Origin of the sequence: Microbacterium barkeri, from assembly GCF_027921765.1 — a bacterium.
GTDB classification, from domain to species: domain Bacteria; phylum Actinomycetota; class Actinomycetes; order Actinomycetales; family Microbacteriaceae; genus Microbacterium; species Microbacterium barkeri.
The window spans coordinates 36355-51874 of the sequence record NZ_BSEJ01000020.1 but is presented as its reverse complement, the minus strand read 5'-3'; the positions used below and the strand labels follow the sequence as shown (position 1 = coordinate 51874).

The window sequence follows — 15520 nt, the reverse complement described above, 5'->3', positions numbered from 1 at the left end:
TCTCCAGCGCATCCGCCTCCGCCCGCAAAGCCCGCGCCCGACGCGCCCGCTCCACCGCCGAACGCGTCACCGCGACCTCCGCCGGAGTGGGCTCCCAGCCCACCCCCGCATCCTCCCGCGGCATCGTCCTCGACATACCCCCACACTACCCACCCCATCGGACATTCCACCGAACAATCCAGACCTGTGGATAACTCCAGATTCGTAAAGAGATACGAGCGATGAGAGGCGCGCAGGGCCCCTGCCTTCTCCTCCTCGCTCTGTCAACCCCGTTCTGCCTGCCCGTCGCGTGTAGTCGAATGGTCTGCACGACCGAAGGCACGACGAGAGGAGGCCCCATGGGACTCGACGACAAGATCGAGAACGCCGGGCAGGACATCGCGGGCAAGGCGAAGGAAGCCACCGGCAAGGCCACGGACAACGAAGAGCTCGAGGCCGAGGGCGAGGCCGACCAGTTCGGCGCGAAGCTCAAGAAGGCCGGAGAGAACGTCAAGGACGCCTTCAAGTAAGAGGCCTCCTCAACGCCGGCGGCGCACTCGCGCCGCCGGCGTTGCCCTCGCACCCGGGAGTGCGACATCGCGTGATCGACGAAGACCACACGACAGACGAGGACGTGCACCATGATCGAACCCCTGCAGAACGCAGACCCCCACAGACGCGACGGTTTCCGCCGTGCCGGCGCCGCGAACGGGAGGCACCCGTCGCAGCGGCCAGTGCCCATCCCGCATTTCCCGCCGTTGACCGACGGCTACCACCGTCCGACGGGGCGGTGACCCGTGCTCAAGCAGATCGGCGGCCGCCGCGGCTACGCGGGCCGCGAGGTCATCGAGGGCTGCTGCGCGGATGACGACGCCTGGGCTCTCATCGCCTGGGACGGATGGGACGACGAGCGCTGGTGGGAGCTGCCAGACGGGCGCGCGATCGACGAGGTCCTCGCCGCCGGCGACATCGCGTCGCTCCCGCCGCTGCGACTCGCGTTCGAGCGCGGCGGCCGCCTCGGCGACATCCTCTGGTCGAGCACGCCCGTCGCGCCGATCGTCTCGCAGCGCTTCGCGACCGTCCTCGCCGACACGGGCGCCACGGGGTACGCCCTGGTTCCGCTCGCGACGCCCGAGGGCATCCCGCCCTACTTCCTGCTGCTGCTCGATGACAACGACTTCGACGATGTGCGGGCGTTCCCCCAGGGCGCGCAGCCCGTGGATCGCCTCGACGTCTCGCGCGAGGTGATGGCGGCGCTCCGTGCGGCGCACGCCGACTGCTTCCATGTCGAGCATGCCGAGGCGGCGTCGCAGCGCGAGCGGATGCGCCAGCTCACGGTGGCGATCCCCTCCTGACGGCCGATCGTGGGCGGACGCCCCTTCTCACCGAGCGGGGGAGCGGGGGACTCCGCCCACGATCCTCAGTCGAGCGGCTTCTCGAAGAGCGCGGCCGGCACCCGCCCGATGTCCGGCGGGAACTCGCGGACGCCCTGGAAGACGTACCCTCGGCCCTCGTAGTAGCCGCGCAGATCCGCGTTCGACGCGACGCAGTCGAGCCGCGCCGCGGCCCACCCTCGTGAGCGGATCATCCCCTCGGCGAACGCGAGGACGCGCCCGCCGAGGCCCTCGCCCGCGCGCGACCGCGCGACCATGAGGCCGTGGATGTATCCGGCGTCGTCTCCCTCGGCGTCGGGCCAGAAGAGCGGGTCGTCGTCGAGCACCCGCACGGTCGCCTCGATCCCGTCGCGATCATCGAGGACGTGCCACTGGCCAACCGCGATCTGCGCCTGGATCTCGGCGAGCGGCACCTGCCCGGGCGTCCACTGGCGGATGCCGCGCGAGAGATGCCAGCGCGCGAGCGCATCGCGCAGCGCGAGGATGGCCGGGGCGTCGTCGGTCTGAGCGGGGCGCAGCACCCGACCATCCTCTCGCATCCGGATGCCCCGATCAGATCTCGGGGACGATCCGGACAGCGCCCTTGTCGGCCGACTGCGCGAAGGCCGCGTAGGCGCGCAGCGCGGGCGAGACCTCGCGGACGCGGTTCTTCGGCCGGTAGCCCCCGCCCGCCTCGAGCGCAGCGCGACGGCGCTCGAGCTCCTCGGGTGCGACGTCGAGCGAGATCGCGCGCGTGGGGATGTCGATCGAGATGATGTCGCCGTCCTCCACGAGCGCGATGAGCCCGCCCGCCGCGGCCTCGGGGGAGACGTGTCCGATCGAGAGACCCGACGTGCCACCCGAGAAGCGGCCGTCGGTGATGAGCGCGCAGCTCTTGCCGAGGCCGCGCCCCTTGAGGAACGACGTCGGGTACAGCATCTCCTGCATGCCAGGGCCCCCCTTGGGGCCCTCGTAGCGGATCACGACGACGTCGCCCTCCGCGACCTCCTTCGCGAGGATCTTCTGCACCGCCTCGTCCTGCGACTCGCACACGACCGCGGGGCCCGAGAACGTCCAGATCGACGGGTCGACGCCCGCGGTCTTCACGACCGCGCCGTCGACGGCGATGTTGCCGCGCAGGACCGCGAGGCCGCCGTCCTTCGAGTACGCGTGCGCGACGTCGCGGATGCAGCCGCCCTCGGCGTCGAGGTCGAGCGCCGCCCAGCGCTCGGACTGCGAGAAGGCCGTCGCCGAGCGGCGCCCGCCGGGCGCCGCGTGCCACAGCTCGACGGCCTCGTCGCTCGCGGAGCCGCCGCGGACATCCCACTCGTCGAGCCAGGCGCCCAGCGTCTGCGCGTGCACCGTGTGCACGTTCTCGTCGAGGAGCCCGCCGCGGCGCAGCTCGCCGAGGAGCGCGGGGATGCCGCCCGCGCGGTGCACATCCTCCATGTAGTAGGTCCGGCCGTTCGCGACGTTCGGCGCGACCTTCGCGAGACACGGCACGCGGCGCGAGACCTCGTCGATCTCATCGAGCCCGAACGCGACGCCGGCCTCGTGCGCGGCCGCGAGCAGGTGCAGGATCGTGTTCGTCGACCCGCCCATCGCGATGTCGAGCGCCATCGCGTTGCCGAATGCGGCAGGCGTCGCGATGCTGCGCGGGAGGACCGAGGCGTCGTCCTCGTCGTAGTAGCGGCGCGTGATGTCGACGACCAGCGAGCCGGCCTTCTCGTAGAGCGCGCGGCGCGCGGTGTGGGTCGCGAGCACCGAGCCGTTGCCCGGGAGCGAGAGGCCGATCGCCTCCGTGAGGCAGTTCATCGAGTTCGCCGTGAACATCCCCGAGCACGATCCGCAGGTGGGGCAGGCCGACTCCTCGATGCGCTGGATGTCTGCGTCAGAGACGTTCTCGTTCACGGCCTCCGAGATCGCGTCGACGAGATCGAGGGTGCGCACGGTGCCGTCGACGAGCGTCGCGCGGCCGGCCTCCATGGGCCCGCCCGAGACGAAGACGGTCGGGATGTTGAGGCGCAGAGCGGCCAGCAGCATCCCGGGCGTGATCTTGTCGCAGTTCGAGATGCACACGAGGGCGTCGGCGCAGTGCGCGTTCACCATGTACTCGACCGAGTCGGCGATGAGGTCGCGAGACGGCAGCGAGTAGAGCATGCCGCCGTGGCCCATGGCGATGCCGTCGTCGACCGCGATCGTGTTGAACTCGCGCGGCACCCCGCCCGCGGCGGTGATCGCGTCGGAGACGATGCGGCCCACAGGCGCGAGGTGCGTGTGGCCGGGCACGAACTCGGTGAACGAGTTGGCGACCGCGATGATCGGCTTCCGGCCGATGTCGGCGCCGGGGACGCCGGCGGCGCGCAGCAGTGCGCGGGCGCCGGCCATGTTGCGGCCGTGCGTGATGGTGCGAGAGCGGAGTGCGGGCATGCTCCCATCTCCGCACGTCGCAGGAAGAAGCGGGAGATGCGGTCAGTACCGGTACTCGCAGTACCATCAAAGCGTGATCCGGCCGCGCACTCCTCGTCGCGAGCAGCTCGGCGAATTCCTTCTCGCGCGCCGTCGCACGACGAGCCGCTCCGCCCTGGGGCTGCCGTTGACTGCCCGCCGCGGCGACGCCGGTCTCACCCGCGAGGAGGTCGCGACGCTCGCCGGCGTGAGCGGGTCCTGGTACACGTGGCTCGAGCAGGGGCGCGACATCAACGTCTCCCGCCAGGTGCTCGCCGCCGTCGCGCGCGTGCTCGGGCTGACCTCGGTCGAGACGGAGTACGTCTTCGCGCTCGCCGAGCAGGAGTCAGCCGAGCCCGCGCCCGAGCGCGAGGCGGTGCCCGACCATCTTCAGCGGCTCGTCGACGCCCTCGACTTTCCCGCATTCATCGTCGCGACGGACTGGGCGATCGCCGGATGGAACGCCCGGTACGCGTGGCTGTACCCGCGGATCGCGACCCTCGACGATGCCGACCGCAACCTGCTGTGGCTCGTCTACACCGACCCCGAGCTGCGCGAGATGCTGCCCGACTGGGAGCGCGACAGCCGGCGGTTCCTCGCGGAGTTCCGCGCCGAGGCCGGGGTGCGCCTCGCCACCCCGCGGCATCGCGCGATCGTCGAGCGGCTGCGCGAGGCGAGCGATGATTTCCGCGTCCAGTGGGCCGAGCTCGAGATCCTGCGCTTCGCGTCGCGGCGGCGGATGTTCCGCCATCGCGAGGCGGGTCTGCTCGCGTTCGAGCACCATCGGCTCGTGCCATCCGACGCCTCCGACCTCCACGTCGTGATGTACGTGCCCGTCACGACCTGAACCGCGACATACTGCAGAGGATGCTTCCGCTGACGACGACCGTGTGTTCACGGTCGGGCACTCCAACCGGCCGATCGAGGAGTTCCTCGCGATGCTCGCCGCGAGCGGGATCGAGCTCGTGTGCGACATCCGCTCGGTCGTGGGGTCACGGCGCAATCCGCAGTTCGGGCGCGACGAGCTTCCGCGCGCGCTCGAGGACGCGGGGTTGATGTACCGGCGCCTTGAGGACCTCGGCGGGCGTCGCTACACGCGGGTCGGCGAGGAGTCGATCAACGGAGCCTGGCGCAACCGCAGCTTCCGCGCGTACGCCGACTACATGCAGACCGAGCCGTTCGCGCGCGGCGTGGACGAGCTCATCCGCCTCGCGGAGCGGCAGCGGACCGCGATCATGTGCGCCGAGGCGGTTCCGTGGCGCTGCCACCGCTCGCTCGTGGGCGACGCGCTGCTCGTGCGCGGGATCGAGGTCGTCGACATCATGAGCCCGACCGCGTCCCGGCCGCACACGCTCACGTCGTTCGCGCGCGTCGAGGGCGAGCGCGTCTGGTACCCGCCGGAGGACGACCCGGCGTGAGTCCTCAGTGGGCGGCGCGGTTGCGCTCCTCGACGAGGCGCTTGAAGCGTTCGAGGTCACGCTGTGCGAGGTCGTGGTCGAGGTCGAGCGGCAGGCCGATCGCGGCGAACGGATCGGGAGCATCCCAGGTCGTCTCGAGCGCGACATGGGTGCCGCCGTCGCGCGGCGCGAACTCGACGCGTCCGGAGTGGAGCGCGCCGTCGGTGCTCTGCCAGCAGATGCGCCGTTCGGGCACGTCGTCGACGATGTCGGCGTAGAACGTCTGCGGCGTCCGCCCGAGCCGCACCGTCCAGAACGAGCGGATGTCGTCCACGCGGCGGACGGATTCCACGAGCTCGACGAATTCGGGGAACCCCTCGACGTCCCTCCAGCGTGCGTACACCTCCCCGGGAGGCGCGTCGACGTCGATCTCTCCGGTCAGTGCTGTGCGCATGTGTGCCTCGGCTGGTCGCATGATGGAGTGCTCTCTTCGTGGACCCGAGGCTATGCTCTGCTCCGGCGCGGGTTTAATGGGGTTGACGAGCGGTCCACTTCTCCTCACGCGCGCGACCGCCGCCATCCGCCGCTCACGGCGCAGGGAGATGGCCGCTCGCGTGCTGCCATCGGTTCCTCCCGTCGGTGCCATCCGATCGGCGCACGGCAAGCCCCTGGCGGACGCGGCGACGCGGACGCAGGGTGCTCTCATGCGCGATCGATCGAGATCCTGGAGCGTGGTGGCCGAGGGGGTCCACCGGCTCGATGTCGCGCACGTGAACTGCTATCTCGTCGTGCGCCCCGACGGCATGACCCTCGTCGACGCGGGTCTGCCCGGCACGTGGGGCGCGCTCCGGGAAGTGCTCGGCCACCTCCGCGCGACACCGGCCGACATCGACGCCGTGGTTCTCACGCACGGCCATTTCGATCACGTCGGGATCGCCCGGCGGCTGCAGCGCGCGCACGAGACGCCCGTGCACGTCCACGCGCGGGATCGACGCCTCGCGCGCCATCCGTACCTCTACCGCCCCGAGCGCGACCGGCCGCCGTACCTCGCCCGGTATCCGAAGGCGCTCCCCGTGCTCGGCGACATGGTCCTGCGCGGAGCGCTCGGCGTGCGCGGCGTGACCGCTCGCGCGTCGCTCGCGAACGGCCATCCGCTCGATGTGCCGGGATCGCCCGTGCCGCTGTGGACGCCGGGGCACACCGACGGGCACTGCGCGCTTCTCTTCGACGACATCGGGATCCTCTTCTCGGGCGACGCGATCGTCACGCTCGACCCGTACACGGCCGAGACCGGGCCGCGCCTCGTCGCGAACGCCGCGACGGCCGACAGCAGGGCTGCGCTCGCCTCGCTCGACGCGCTCGCGCAGGTCGAGGCGCCGCTCATGCTGCCCGGTCACGGCGAGCCGTGGCGCGACGGCGTCCGGGCGGCCGCACGTCTGGCCCGGGCCGCGGGTGCTCGCTGACGCTGGCACCCGCCCCGCCAGTGCACTATGGTGCACCTATGACCTCTGAGGCATTCACGGGCGTGAGCGCGTTCCCGCTCACGCCGCTGCGCGACGACGTGCTCGACTACGCCGCGTACGCGGGCCTCGTGGAGCGCCTGGCGCGCAGCGAGGTCGACACGATCACCGCGCTCGGCTCGACAGGCTGCTCCCCGTACCTGTCGCGCTCCGAGCGTGCGGAGGCGGCGCGCATCGCGGTCGAGCGCGCGGGCGAGAAGCCCGTGCTGGTCGGGATCGGCGCGCTGCGGGCGAGCGAGGTACGCGCGCTCGCCGCGGACGCGCAGGAGGCGGGAGCGGCGGGTCTGCTCCTGCCCGCGCTGAGCTACCAGCCTCTGACCCACGACGAGGTCTTCGCTCTCTTCGAGGCGGTGACGGCCGAGGTGTCGGTGCCCGTGGTCGTCTACGACAACCCGACGACGACCGGCTTCGCCTTCACCGACGATCTCCTCGAGCGCGTGGCGGCGCTGCCGCACATCGCCTCGATCAAGATCCCCGGCGTGCCGGCCGAGCCGCTCGCCGCCCGGGAGCGCGTCCGGGCTCTGCGGGGGCGCATCCCGGAGAGCGTGAGTGTCGGCATCTCCGTCGACCCGCTCGCCGCCGCGGGCCTCGCCGCCGGCTGCGCCGTCTGGTACTCGGTCGTGGGCGGCTTCTTCCCGCAGGCGGCGATGGCGATGGCCGAGCCGGCCCGCCGCGGCGATCACGCCGCCGCGGCGGCTGCCTCCGAGCGCCTCGAGCCGCTGTGGCAGCTCTTCCGCGCCCACGGGAGCCTGCGCGTCGTCGCCGCGCTCGCGGGTCATCTCGGTCTCACGGCGGATGACCCGCTGCCGCGACCGCTCCGCGCGCTCGAGGGGGACGCGCGGCGGCGGGCCGTCGAGGTCGCGCACGAGCTGGGCCTCGACGAGGAGCTCTGAGGAGGGCGGGTCACCCGTCCGGCTGAGGCCGACCGCTCGGCTCGCCGGACGTCCGCGCCTGGACCTCGCGGTACGACGGGTCGCGGATCGCGTGGATCCATGACCCCACCGTCGCGCCCGGCGGAATGTGCGCGCCCACGTCGATGCGCTCTGACGTGTCGAGCGCGCCGGTCTCGTGCCAGAGGGTGAGCTCGGCGAAGGGATGCCAGCGTCCGGTCGGGGTGGCGACGTGCAGGAGCAGGCGCCAGGGCGTCTCGCGCAGGGCGGCGGCCAGGGCGGATGGCTCGCTCGGCAGATCGCTCGGCGCGAGCGGCCGCGCGGCGAGCAGCAGAGAGCCCCGGGAGCCCGTGTAGGGGAGGAAGGTGCTCAGCCATGCCGACGAGGGCGACCGATGGGTCATGAGCAGCCAGCGGGAGACGGGCCCACGCCCCGTCGACGCCAGCGCGAGGTGCACGGGGCCGCGTTCATCGTCCACGCGGAGCGCGAGGCCGATCACGTCGGGCAGGGGCGCGGGCACGCCGATCGAGCGCGATGCTCGGGCCGACACGCGCTGCGGGCCGCTCGGCGGCTCGTCGACCCACGCGATCCCAGAGCCGCTCGGGCCGAGCCATCGCATCTCGCCCGTGAGCGCGACGCCATGGGGATGCACGGGGCGCGGATGGCGCACGCGCACGAGTCCCGAGAAGAGCGCCTTCAGGACCGTGCCGGTGAGCGAGGCGATGCGATGCATGCGTCCATCCCACAGAAGCGGGCGGTCTCGGCGGAACCCGTTGACAGCGTCTGCGGTCAAGGGCTCAGCTGCTGCCGGACTGGTCCTTCCTTTCCTCGACATCGTCGTCAGGGGAGAGGGATGACGAAAGTTCCATAATATGGAATGCCTGTTTCGGTTAAAGGACTTTCACCACGTCGTCGGTCGAGCTGTCAACGGTCTGGCCTGCGCCCGCGCCCTAAGATCGACCCCGTGCCGACCCCCTCGCTCCGCCACCCCCTCGACATCGACGGGATCCCGTACGCGCCCCGCGCGCAGGCGCTGCGCGACGCGCTCGCGACGCGCGTCGTCATCGCCGACGGCGCGATGGGCACGATGCTGCAGCGGTACGAGCCGACGCTCGACGACTACCAGGGGCTCGAGGGGTGCAACGAGATCCTCAACGTCTCGCGCCCCGACATGGTCGGCCGCATCCACGACGACTACCTCGCGACCGGCATCGACGCGATCGAGACGAACACCTTCGGCGCCAACTGGTCGAACCTCTCCGACTACGACATCGACGACCGCATCCACGAGCTCGCCGAGGCGGGCGCCCGCATCGCGCGCGAGCGGGTGGATGCGGCGGAGGCGGCGGATGGCCGGATGCGCTGGGTCCTCGGGTCGATGGGGCCGGGCACGAAGCTGCCCTCGCTCGGGCACACGACCTACGCGCACCTCAAGGAGACCTTCGCGCAGCAGGCCGAGGGCCTGATCGACGGCGGCGCCGACGCCCTCCTCATCGAGACGTCGCAGGACCTGCTCCAGACGAAGGCCGCCGTGAACGCGTGCAAGCAGGCGATCGTCGCCCGCGGCATCCGCCTGCCGATCTTCGTCGAGGTGACCGTCGAGACGACCGGCACCATGCTCATGGGCTCGGAGATCGGCGCCGCGCTCACGGCTCTCGCGCCGCTCGGCGTCGACGCGATCGGCCTGAACTGCGCGACGGGGCCGCAGGAGATGAGCGAGCACCTGCGGCACCTCTCCAAGCACTCGCCCGTCACGGTCATGTGCATGCCGAACGCCGGCCTTCCCGTGCTCACGGCCGATGGCGCGCACTACCCCCTCACGCCCGCCGAGCTCGCCACGGCGCACGAGCAGTTCGTGCGCGAGTTCGGCCTCGGCCTCGTCGGCGGGTGCTGCGGCACGACGCCCGAGCACATGCAGGCCGTCGTCGACCGGCTGCGCGGGGCATCCGCCGCCGAGCGGTCGGCGCAGATCGAGCCCGGCGTCGCCTCGCTCTATCAGCACGTGCCCTTCGATCAGGACGCGTCGTACCTCGCGATCGGCGAGCGCACGAACGCCAACGGGTCGAAGGCGTTCCGCGAGGCGATGCTCGAGGGCCGGTGGGACGACTGCGTCGAGATCGCGCGCTCGCAGATCCGCGTCGGCGCGCACCTGCTCGACGTGTGCGTCGACTACGTCGGGCGCGATGGCGTCGCCGACATCCGCGAGATCGTCTCGCGCTTCGCCTCGGCCTCCACCCTGCCGCTCGTCGTCGACTCGACCGAGCCCGCCGTCATCCAGGCCGGTCTCGAGCTCATCGGCGGTCGCCCTGTCGTGAACTCGGTCAACTACGAGGACGGCGACGGCCCGACCTCGCGCTTCGGGCGCATCATGCCGCTCGTCAAGGAGCACGGCGCGGCCGTGATCGCGCTCACGATCGACGAGCAGGGGCAGGCGCGCACCGCGGAGGACAAGCTCCGCATCGCCTCGCGCCTCGTCGACGAGCTCGTCGGCGAGTGGGGCATGAAGGTCTCCGACATCATCGTCGACTGCCTCACCTTCCCGATCGCGACCGGCCAGGAGGAGACCCGGCGCGATGCGATCGAGACGATCGAGGCCATCCGCGCCCTCGTCGCGAAGTACCCCGGCATCCACACGACGCTGGGCGTCTCGAACGTCTCGTTCGGGCTCAACCCGGCCGCCCGCTCGGTGCTGAACTCGGTGTTCCTGCACGAGGCGTCGCAGGCGGGTCTCGACTCGGGCATCATCGACGCCGCGAAGATCGTGCCGCTCGCGTCGATCCCGGAGGAGCAGCGCCAGGTCGCGCTCGATCTCGTCTGGGACCGCCGCGCGTACGACGCCGACGGCACCCTGACCTACGACCCGCTCGCCCGCATGCTCGACCTCTTCGCGGGCGTCGACAGCGCCGCCCTCCGCGACCAGCGCGCGGCCGAGCTCGCCGCGCTGCCCACGGGAGAGCGGCTCCAGCGGCGGATCATCGACGGCGAGCTCAAGGGGCTCGAGGAGGACCTCGACCTCGCGCGCGCCGAGGGGATGACCGCACTCGGCATCATCAACGACCACCTGCTCGAGGGCATGAAGGTCGTCGGCGAGCGCTTCGGGTCGGGCCAGATGCAGCTGCCGTTCGTGCTGCAGTCGGCCGAGGTCATGAAGACCGCCGTCGCGCTGCTCGAGCCGCACATGGAGAAGAGCGACGACGCGGGCAAGGGCCGCATCGTCCTCGCGACCGTGCGCGGAGACGTGCACGACATCGGCAAGAACCTCGTCGACATCATCCTCACGAACAACGGGTACGAGGTGATCAACCTCGGCATCAAGCAGCCGATCGCCGACATCATCGCCGCGGCCGAGGAGCACGACGCCGACGTGATCGGCATGAGCGGCCTGCTCGTGAAGTCGACGGTCGTCATGAAGGAGAACCTCGAGGAGCTGCAGGCGCGGGGCCTTGCGAGGCGCTGGCCGGTCATCCTCGGCGGTGCGGCGCTCACGCGCGCCTATGTCGAGGACGACCTCGCGAGCCTGTTCGAGGGCGAGGTGCGCTATGCGAAGGACGCGTTCGAGGGCCTCGCCCTCATGGAGCCGCTCGTCGCGATCGCGCGCGGCGCCTCGCCCGACGAGGTGGGCCTCCCGCCCCTCAAGAAGCGCATCCACCGCAAGGGCGCCGCTCTCACGCTCACCGAGCCGGAGAGCATGCCCGAGCGCTCCGACGTCGCGGCCGACAACCCCGTGCCGGCGCCGCCGTTCTGGGGCACGCGAATCGTGCGCGGCATCGCGCTGGCTGACTTCGCGGCCTTCCTCGACGAGCGCGCGACCTTCATGGGCCAGTGGGGGCTGAAGCCCGGTCGCGGCGACGACGGACTGTCGTACGAACAGCTCGTCGAGCGCGAGGGCCGGCCGCGCCTGCGGTACTGGCTCGACCGCATCCTCGCGGAGGGCATGCTCGATCCGTCGGTCGCGTACGGGTACTTCCCCGTCGTCTCGGAGGGCGACGACCTCGTCGTGCTCCATCACGGAGAAGATCCGGATGGCCGCATCGGCCGCGCGGGGCTGCTCGCGCCCGACGGAGGCTCGGGCGGGTCGGTCGGCTCCGACCGGCTGCGCTTCCACTTCCCGCGCCAGCGCCGTGATCGGCACCTGTGCCTGTCTGACTTCGTGCGCGCACGCGCATCGGGCGAGGTCGACGTGCTGCCCGTGCAGCTCGTGACCGCGGGCGCGAGGATCGACGAGGTGACCGCGCGGATGTTCGCCGAGAACCGGTACCGCGACTACTACGAGCTGAACGGCCTCGTCATGCAGCTCACCGAGGCGCTCGCCGAGTTCTGGCATGCGCGCATCCGCGACGAGCTGGGGTTCTCGGCCGAGGACCCGACGAGCACCGAGGGGCTGTTCAAGCTCGAGTACCGCGGGGCGCGCTTCTCCCTCGGCTATCCCGCGTGCCCCGACATGGAGGACCGCCGCAAGGTCGTCGAGCTGCTGCGGCCCGAGCGGATGGGCGTCGAGCTCAGCGAGGAGCTGCAGCTGCATCCCGAGCAGTCGACGGACGCGTTCGTCTTCCACCACCCGGAAGCGAAGTACTTCTCGGTGTGACGGCCGGCTTCGCCCGCCGCAGCGCGCGCAGGCACGCGGTGCCGACGAGGGCGAGCCCGACGACGGTCGTGATCGCCCGCAGCGTGTCCCAGCTCAGCGTGGAGGTCACGAGCGAGTACACGAGGAAACTCGCGAGGTTCTCGGCGAGCGGCGCCCCGGGCGCGTAGGACGCTCCCGTGCCCGCCCCGACCGCGAACGGCCAGAACCACATGTTCATGATGAGCCCGAAGGCGTACGACGCCGCGACCCCGTAGACGCACAGCATCGCGATCTCGACCCGGCCGCGCACGCGGCGGGGGAGGAGCCCCGCCCCCGCCGCGACCCATCCGCACGCGAACATCTGGAACGGCAGCCACGGGCCGACGCCTCCCCAGAGCAGCGCCGACATCCCGATCGACACGGCGCCCAGCAGCAGGCCGAAGCGCGCCCCGAGCACGCGGCCCGCGAGGATGAGCAGCACGAACAGGGCCTCGACGCCGCCGACGCCCGTCCCGACGATGCGGATGGCCGCGCCCACGGCGCCGAGGACGGCCAGGTGCGCGAGCGTGTGGGCGGAGCGCACCGAGCCGTCGAGGAGGGCGAGCACGGCGATGACCGCGAGCGGCGCGACGGCGACCGCCACGTACGGGACGGCGGCCTGGGCCTCGGTCGGGAGGGCGCTCGCGAAGAGGGGCCACAGGAAGGCCCCCGCTGCGACGAGGTTGGCGAGTGCGAGCAGCGCGAGGTTGCCGGCTCCCTCCGCGAGCGCCCTGCCCCCGGTCGTTGAGCGAGCGGAGCGAGTCGGTTCGTTCGGGGAGCGCAGCGACCTGCCCCCGGTCGTTGAGCGAGCGGAGCGAGTCGAAACGCCGTGAGCCGAAACGCCGTCCCCCTCCCTCCCCGGCGCACCCACGCGCCCGTCCGCGATCGCCAGCCGGCGGTCCGCGACGAGCTCCGCGAACGCCGCGTCGTGCGTCGCGAGCAGCACGCCCACGCCGGCGTCAGCCTCGGCGAGCACGGCGCGTGCGACGAGCGCGCGGGCCGCGGGATCGAGTCCGCGCGTCGGCTCGTCGATGAGCAGCGCCCTCGGGCTGCGTGCGGTCTGGAGGGCGATGGCCAGGCAGCGCCGCTGCCCCGCGGAGAGGTCTCGCGGGTGTGTGCGGAGGATGCGCGCGAACGCCGGCCCCTCCGGCTCGAGGCCGAGGAACGCCGCGAGCCGTTCGGCGGTGGGCTGGGCGGGGCGGAAGCGCCGGTCGGCCGCCCGGCATTCCGCGGCGACCGTGTCGCGCAGGAGGAGGTCGTCGGACGCATCGGGGACGAGCGCGACGCCGCGGCGCGCGCCGCCCGCGACCGCGACCCCGGGCGCTCCGGTCGCGAGCGCCTCGAGGAGGCTCGACTTGCCCGCCCCGTTGGGACCGGTCAGCACGAGCACCTCGCCCGCGTGCAGCTCGAGGCTCGCCTCGTCGACGGCGATGCGCGTCCCGCGTCGCACGGTGACGTCGTGGGCCGCGAGGGCCACGACGCCTGCGGGCGGCGGCGTGCGGCGCGGCGCTCTGCTTCGCTCGGGGCCGGAAGGGAGGTCGGCAGGCCCCGCCGTCCCATCCTCGATCCGCAGCGAGAGGTCGGCCATCGACGCGAGCTCGGCCATCCGGTGCTCGGCGACGACGACGCACATGCCGTCGCGATGGGCGAGCGCGTCGAGGAGCGCGACGATCCGGCCGCGGAAGTCGGCGTCGAGGTCGGCGAGCGGCTCGTCGACGAGGAGGAGCGCCGGGTCGTCGACGATGGCCGATGCGAGGGCGACGAGGGTCGCCTCGCCCGCCGAGAGCCCGCGGACGGGGCGCTCGAGGAGGTGCGCGATGCCCATCCGCTCCGCGACGTCGGCGACCTTCTTGCGACGGTCCGCTGCGGAGACGCCGCGCAGCTCGAGGGTGAAGCCGATCTCGTCGGCCACGCGAGCCGCCGCGAACGCCTGCCGGGGCTGCTGCAGCACGACGCCGATGTCTCGCGCGAGGTCGCGCGGCGGCACCGCGCTGCGGTCGCGGCCGACGACCTCCGCGCGTCCCGCCATCCATCCGCCGTCGACGTGCGTGTGGAGCCCCGCGATGAGCCGCAGGAGCGTCGACTTGCCGGCGCCGGTCGGCCCCGAGAGGCAGACGACGGATGCCCGCGGCAGCGAGAGCGCATCGACGCGCACGACCTCGACGGGGCCGAACCCCGCGCGGACGCCATCGAGCAGGACGGCCGTCTCGGCGCGTGCCGCGGGGGATGGCCGGCCCGCGTAGCCGCGGAGCTCGAGTGCCGCGCTCAGCGCGGTCGCGCGCTCGAGGGCGCGCTCGAGCACGGGCGCGAGGAGGCGCGCGGCGTTCCGCTCGTCCCGCAGTCGCTGGGCGAACCGCGCGGCGCGGACAGCGTCGGCGAGAGAGGGAACGGTGGCCCACGCGATGGCGAGGGCGCGGCAGATTCCGCCGAGGAAGCGCCCGCGCGCGCCGTGCGCGAGGAGGCGCGGCACGTCGACGAGCGCCGTGAGCACGCCGATCCCGAGGATGACGAGCGCGATCGGAACCGCGCTCAGCGCGGCGTCCGCCAGGCCATCCGCCGTGACCTCGCCGAGCAGGCGCACATGCGCGAAGGGCGGCGGGAGGCGCAGCTCGGGCAGCGCCCAGAGCACGGCGCCGTCGCCGTCGGCGCCGTGGAAGAGGATGCGGTAGACGATCCGGACGACGATGAAGCCCGCGGCCACGACGGCCGCGGTCCTCACCGCCGCGGATCGCGTGGTCACGGTGCCGCGGGTGCGCCGTCCAGCGTGAAGAGGAGCTCGAGGCTCTCGCCCGGTGCGACCTCCTGGGTCGACAGGCCCTCCATCGCGTACCCCCACTCGCCGTCGGCGGGCTGGATCCAGATCGACCAGTAGGCGAACGCGGCGGGCATCGACGCGCACTCCTCGACGTACGCCGGGTCCTCGGTCGAGCCGACCGGCTCGGTCGCCGACGGCAGGCCGTCCACGCGGCAGAGCACCTCGTCGCCGTACTCCTCCGTGCCCTCGGTCTCGACGCCGGCCTCGGCCAGGACGTCGGCCGCGACCTGCGGCTCGTCCGCGAGGACGCAGCGCTCGCTGCGCTCGCCGCCCTCGAGCGCGGTGCTGTCGACGATGAGCGTGATCCCCTCGTCGTCGGCGCACGCGCCGTCGACGACCGTCTCGGCCGCAGGGGTCTCGGCCGGTGCCGACTCGGCCGGCTCCTCGGATGCGGGGCTTGCACAGGATGCCAGGGCGAGCAGGGCGATCGCGCCGGCGAGGCCCGAGAGGGCGCGCAGTGTCTTGGTCACCGACTCAGCGTAGGGCGCGCGGCGG

The 15520-nt window shown here is 72.5% G+C and carries 13 protein-coding genes; 7 read left to right on the top strand and 6 right to left on the bottom strand.

Features of this window, described 5'->3' with window-relative positions; all coding sequences use genetic code 11:
- Positions 1–338 precede the first annotated feature (338 nt).
- Both PKE79_RS15650 and PKE79_RS15645 read left to right on the top strand, forming a co-directional pair.
- Complete coding sequence (locus PKE79_RS15650; RefSeq protein WP_271174638.1) at positions 339–509, top strand: CsbD family protein; 171 nt, start codon at positions 339–341, stop codon at positions 507–509.
- Positions 510–776: 267 nt separating this feature from the next.
- Positions 777–1334 (top strand): hypothetical protein, encoded by a 558-nt coding sequence (locus tag PKE79_RS15645; protein WP_271174637.1) that lies wholly within the window; start codon positions 777–779, stop codon positions 1332–1334.
- Positions 1335–1399: 65 nt separating this feature from the next.
- Here PKE79_RS15645 and PKE79_RS15640 read toward each other — a convergent pair whose 3' ends face one another.
- Both PKE79_RS15640 and ilvD read right to left on the bottom strand, forming a co-directional pair.
- Positions 1400–1894, bottom strand: a complete 495-nt coding sequence (locus PKE79_RS15640; RefSeq protein ID WP_271174636.1) for a GNAT family N-acetyltransferase — start codon at positions 1892–1894, stop codon at positions 1400–1402.
- 31 nt (positions 1895–1925) lie between these two features.
- Entirely contained in the window at positions 1926–3782 is a 1857-nt protein-coding gene (gene ilvD, locus PKE79_RS15635) for a dihydroxy-acid dehydratase (protein ID WP_271174635.1), read from the bottom strand.
- 73 nt (positions 3783–3855) lie between these two features.
- On the opposite strand from ilvD, the gene PKE79_RS15630 reads away from it, so the two are divergent.
- Positions 3856–4647 (top strand): helix-turn-helix domain-containing protein, encoded by a 792-nt coding sequence (locus PKE79_RS15630; RefSeq protein WP_271174634.1) that lies wholly within the window; start codon positions 3856–3858, stop codon positions 4645–4647.
- Between the two features lie 43 nt (positions 4648–4690).
- Positions 4691–5218 carry a DUF488 domain-containing protein gene (locus tag PKE79_RS15625; RefSeq protein ID WP_271174633.1) on the top strand — a complete coding sequence of 176 codons (528 nt, stop codon included), beginning with the start codon at positions 4691–4693 and terminating at the stop codon, positions 5216–5218.
- A 4-nt stretch (positions 5219–5222) separates the two neighbouring features.
- On the opposite strand, the gene PKE79_RS15620 is transcribed toward PKE79_RS15625, so the two are convergent.
- A complete protein-coding gene (locus PKE79_RS15620) occupies positions 5223–5651 on the bottom strand; it encodes an SRPBCC family protein (protein WP_271174632.1) in 429 nt (142 codons plus the stop codon).
- A gap of 280 nt (positions 5652–5931) precedes the next feature.
- On the opposite strand from PKE79_RS15620, the gene PKE79_RS15615 reads away from it, so the two are divergent.
- Positions 5932–6660, top strand: a complete 729-nt coding sequence (locus tag PKE79_RS15615; RefSeq protein WP_271174631.1) for an MBL fold metallo-hydrolase — start codon at positions 5932–5934, stop codon at positions 6658–6660.
- Between the two features lie 38 nt (positions 6661–6698).
- Positions 6699–7610 (top strand): dihydrodipicolinate synthase family protein, encoded by a 912-nt coding sequence (locus PKE79_RS15610; protein ID WP_271174630.1) that lies wholly within the window; start codon positions 6699–6701, stop codon positions 7608–7610.
- A 10-nt stretch (positions 7611–7620) separates the two neighbouring features.
- On the opposite strand, the gene PKE79_RS15605 is transcribed toward PKE79_RS15610, so the two are convergent.
- Complete coding sequence (locus tag PKE79_RS15605; protein WP_271174629.1) at positions 7621–8340, bottom strand: hypothetical protein; 720 nt, start codon at positions 8338–8340, stop codon at positions 7621–7623.
- 231 nt (positions 8341–8571) lie between these two features.
- Here PKE79_RS15605 and metH point away from each other — a divergent pair, with 231 nt between their 5' ends.
- Positions 8572–12192 carry a methionine synthase gene (gene metH, locus PKE79_RS15600; RefSeq protein WP_271174628.1) on the top strand — a complete coding sequence of 1207 codons (3621 nt, stop codon included), beginning with the start codon at positions 8572–8574 and terminating at the stop codon, positions 12190–12192.
- Here metH and PKE79_RS15595 read toward each other — a convergent pair.
- Together PKE79_RS15595 and PKE79_RS15590 are read right to left on the bottom strand one after the other, a co-directional pair.
- On the bottom strand, positions 12107–14950 hold the full coding sequence (locus tag PKE79_RS15595; RefSeq protein WP_271174627.1) for an ATP-binding cassette domain-containing protein: 2844 nt from the start codon (positions 14948–14950) through the stop codon (positions 12107–12109). The two genes, metH and PKE79_RS15595, sit on opposite strands and share 86 nt — an antisense overlap.
- Positions 14947–15495, bottom strand: coding sequence for a hypothetical protein (locus tag PKE79_RS15590; protein ID WP_271174626.1), 549 nt, complete (start codon positions 15493–15495; stop codon positions 14947–14949). The genes PKE79_RS15595 and PKE79_RS15590 overlap by 4 nt, the downstream gene beginning before the upstream one ends.
- Positions 15496–15520 lie beyond the last annotated feature (25 nt).

Coding starts and splice junctions, on each gene's coding strand:
- ilvD (WP_271174635.1), bottom strand. CDS start 3,782: ATGCCCGCACTCCGCTCTCGCACCATCACGCACGGCCGCAACATGGCC.
- PKE79_RS15605 (WP_271174629.1), bottom strand. CDS start 8,340: ATGCATCGCATCGCCTCGCTCACCGGCACGGTCCTGAAGGCGCTCTTC.
- PKE79_RS15650 (WP_271174638.1), top strand. CDS start 339: ATGGGACTCGACGACAAGATCGAGAACGCCGGGCAGGACATCGCGGGC.
- PKE79_RS15620 (WP_271174632.1), bottom strand. CDS start 5,651: ATGCGCACAGCACTGACCGGAGAGATCGACGTCGACGCGCCTCCCGGG.
- PKE79_RS15610 (WP_271174630.1), top strand. CDS start 6,699: ATGACCTCTGAGGCATTCACGGGCGTGAGCGCGTTCCCGCTCACGCCG.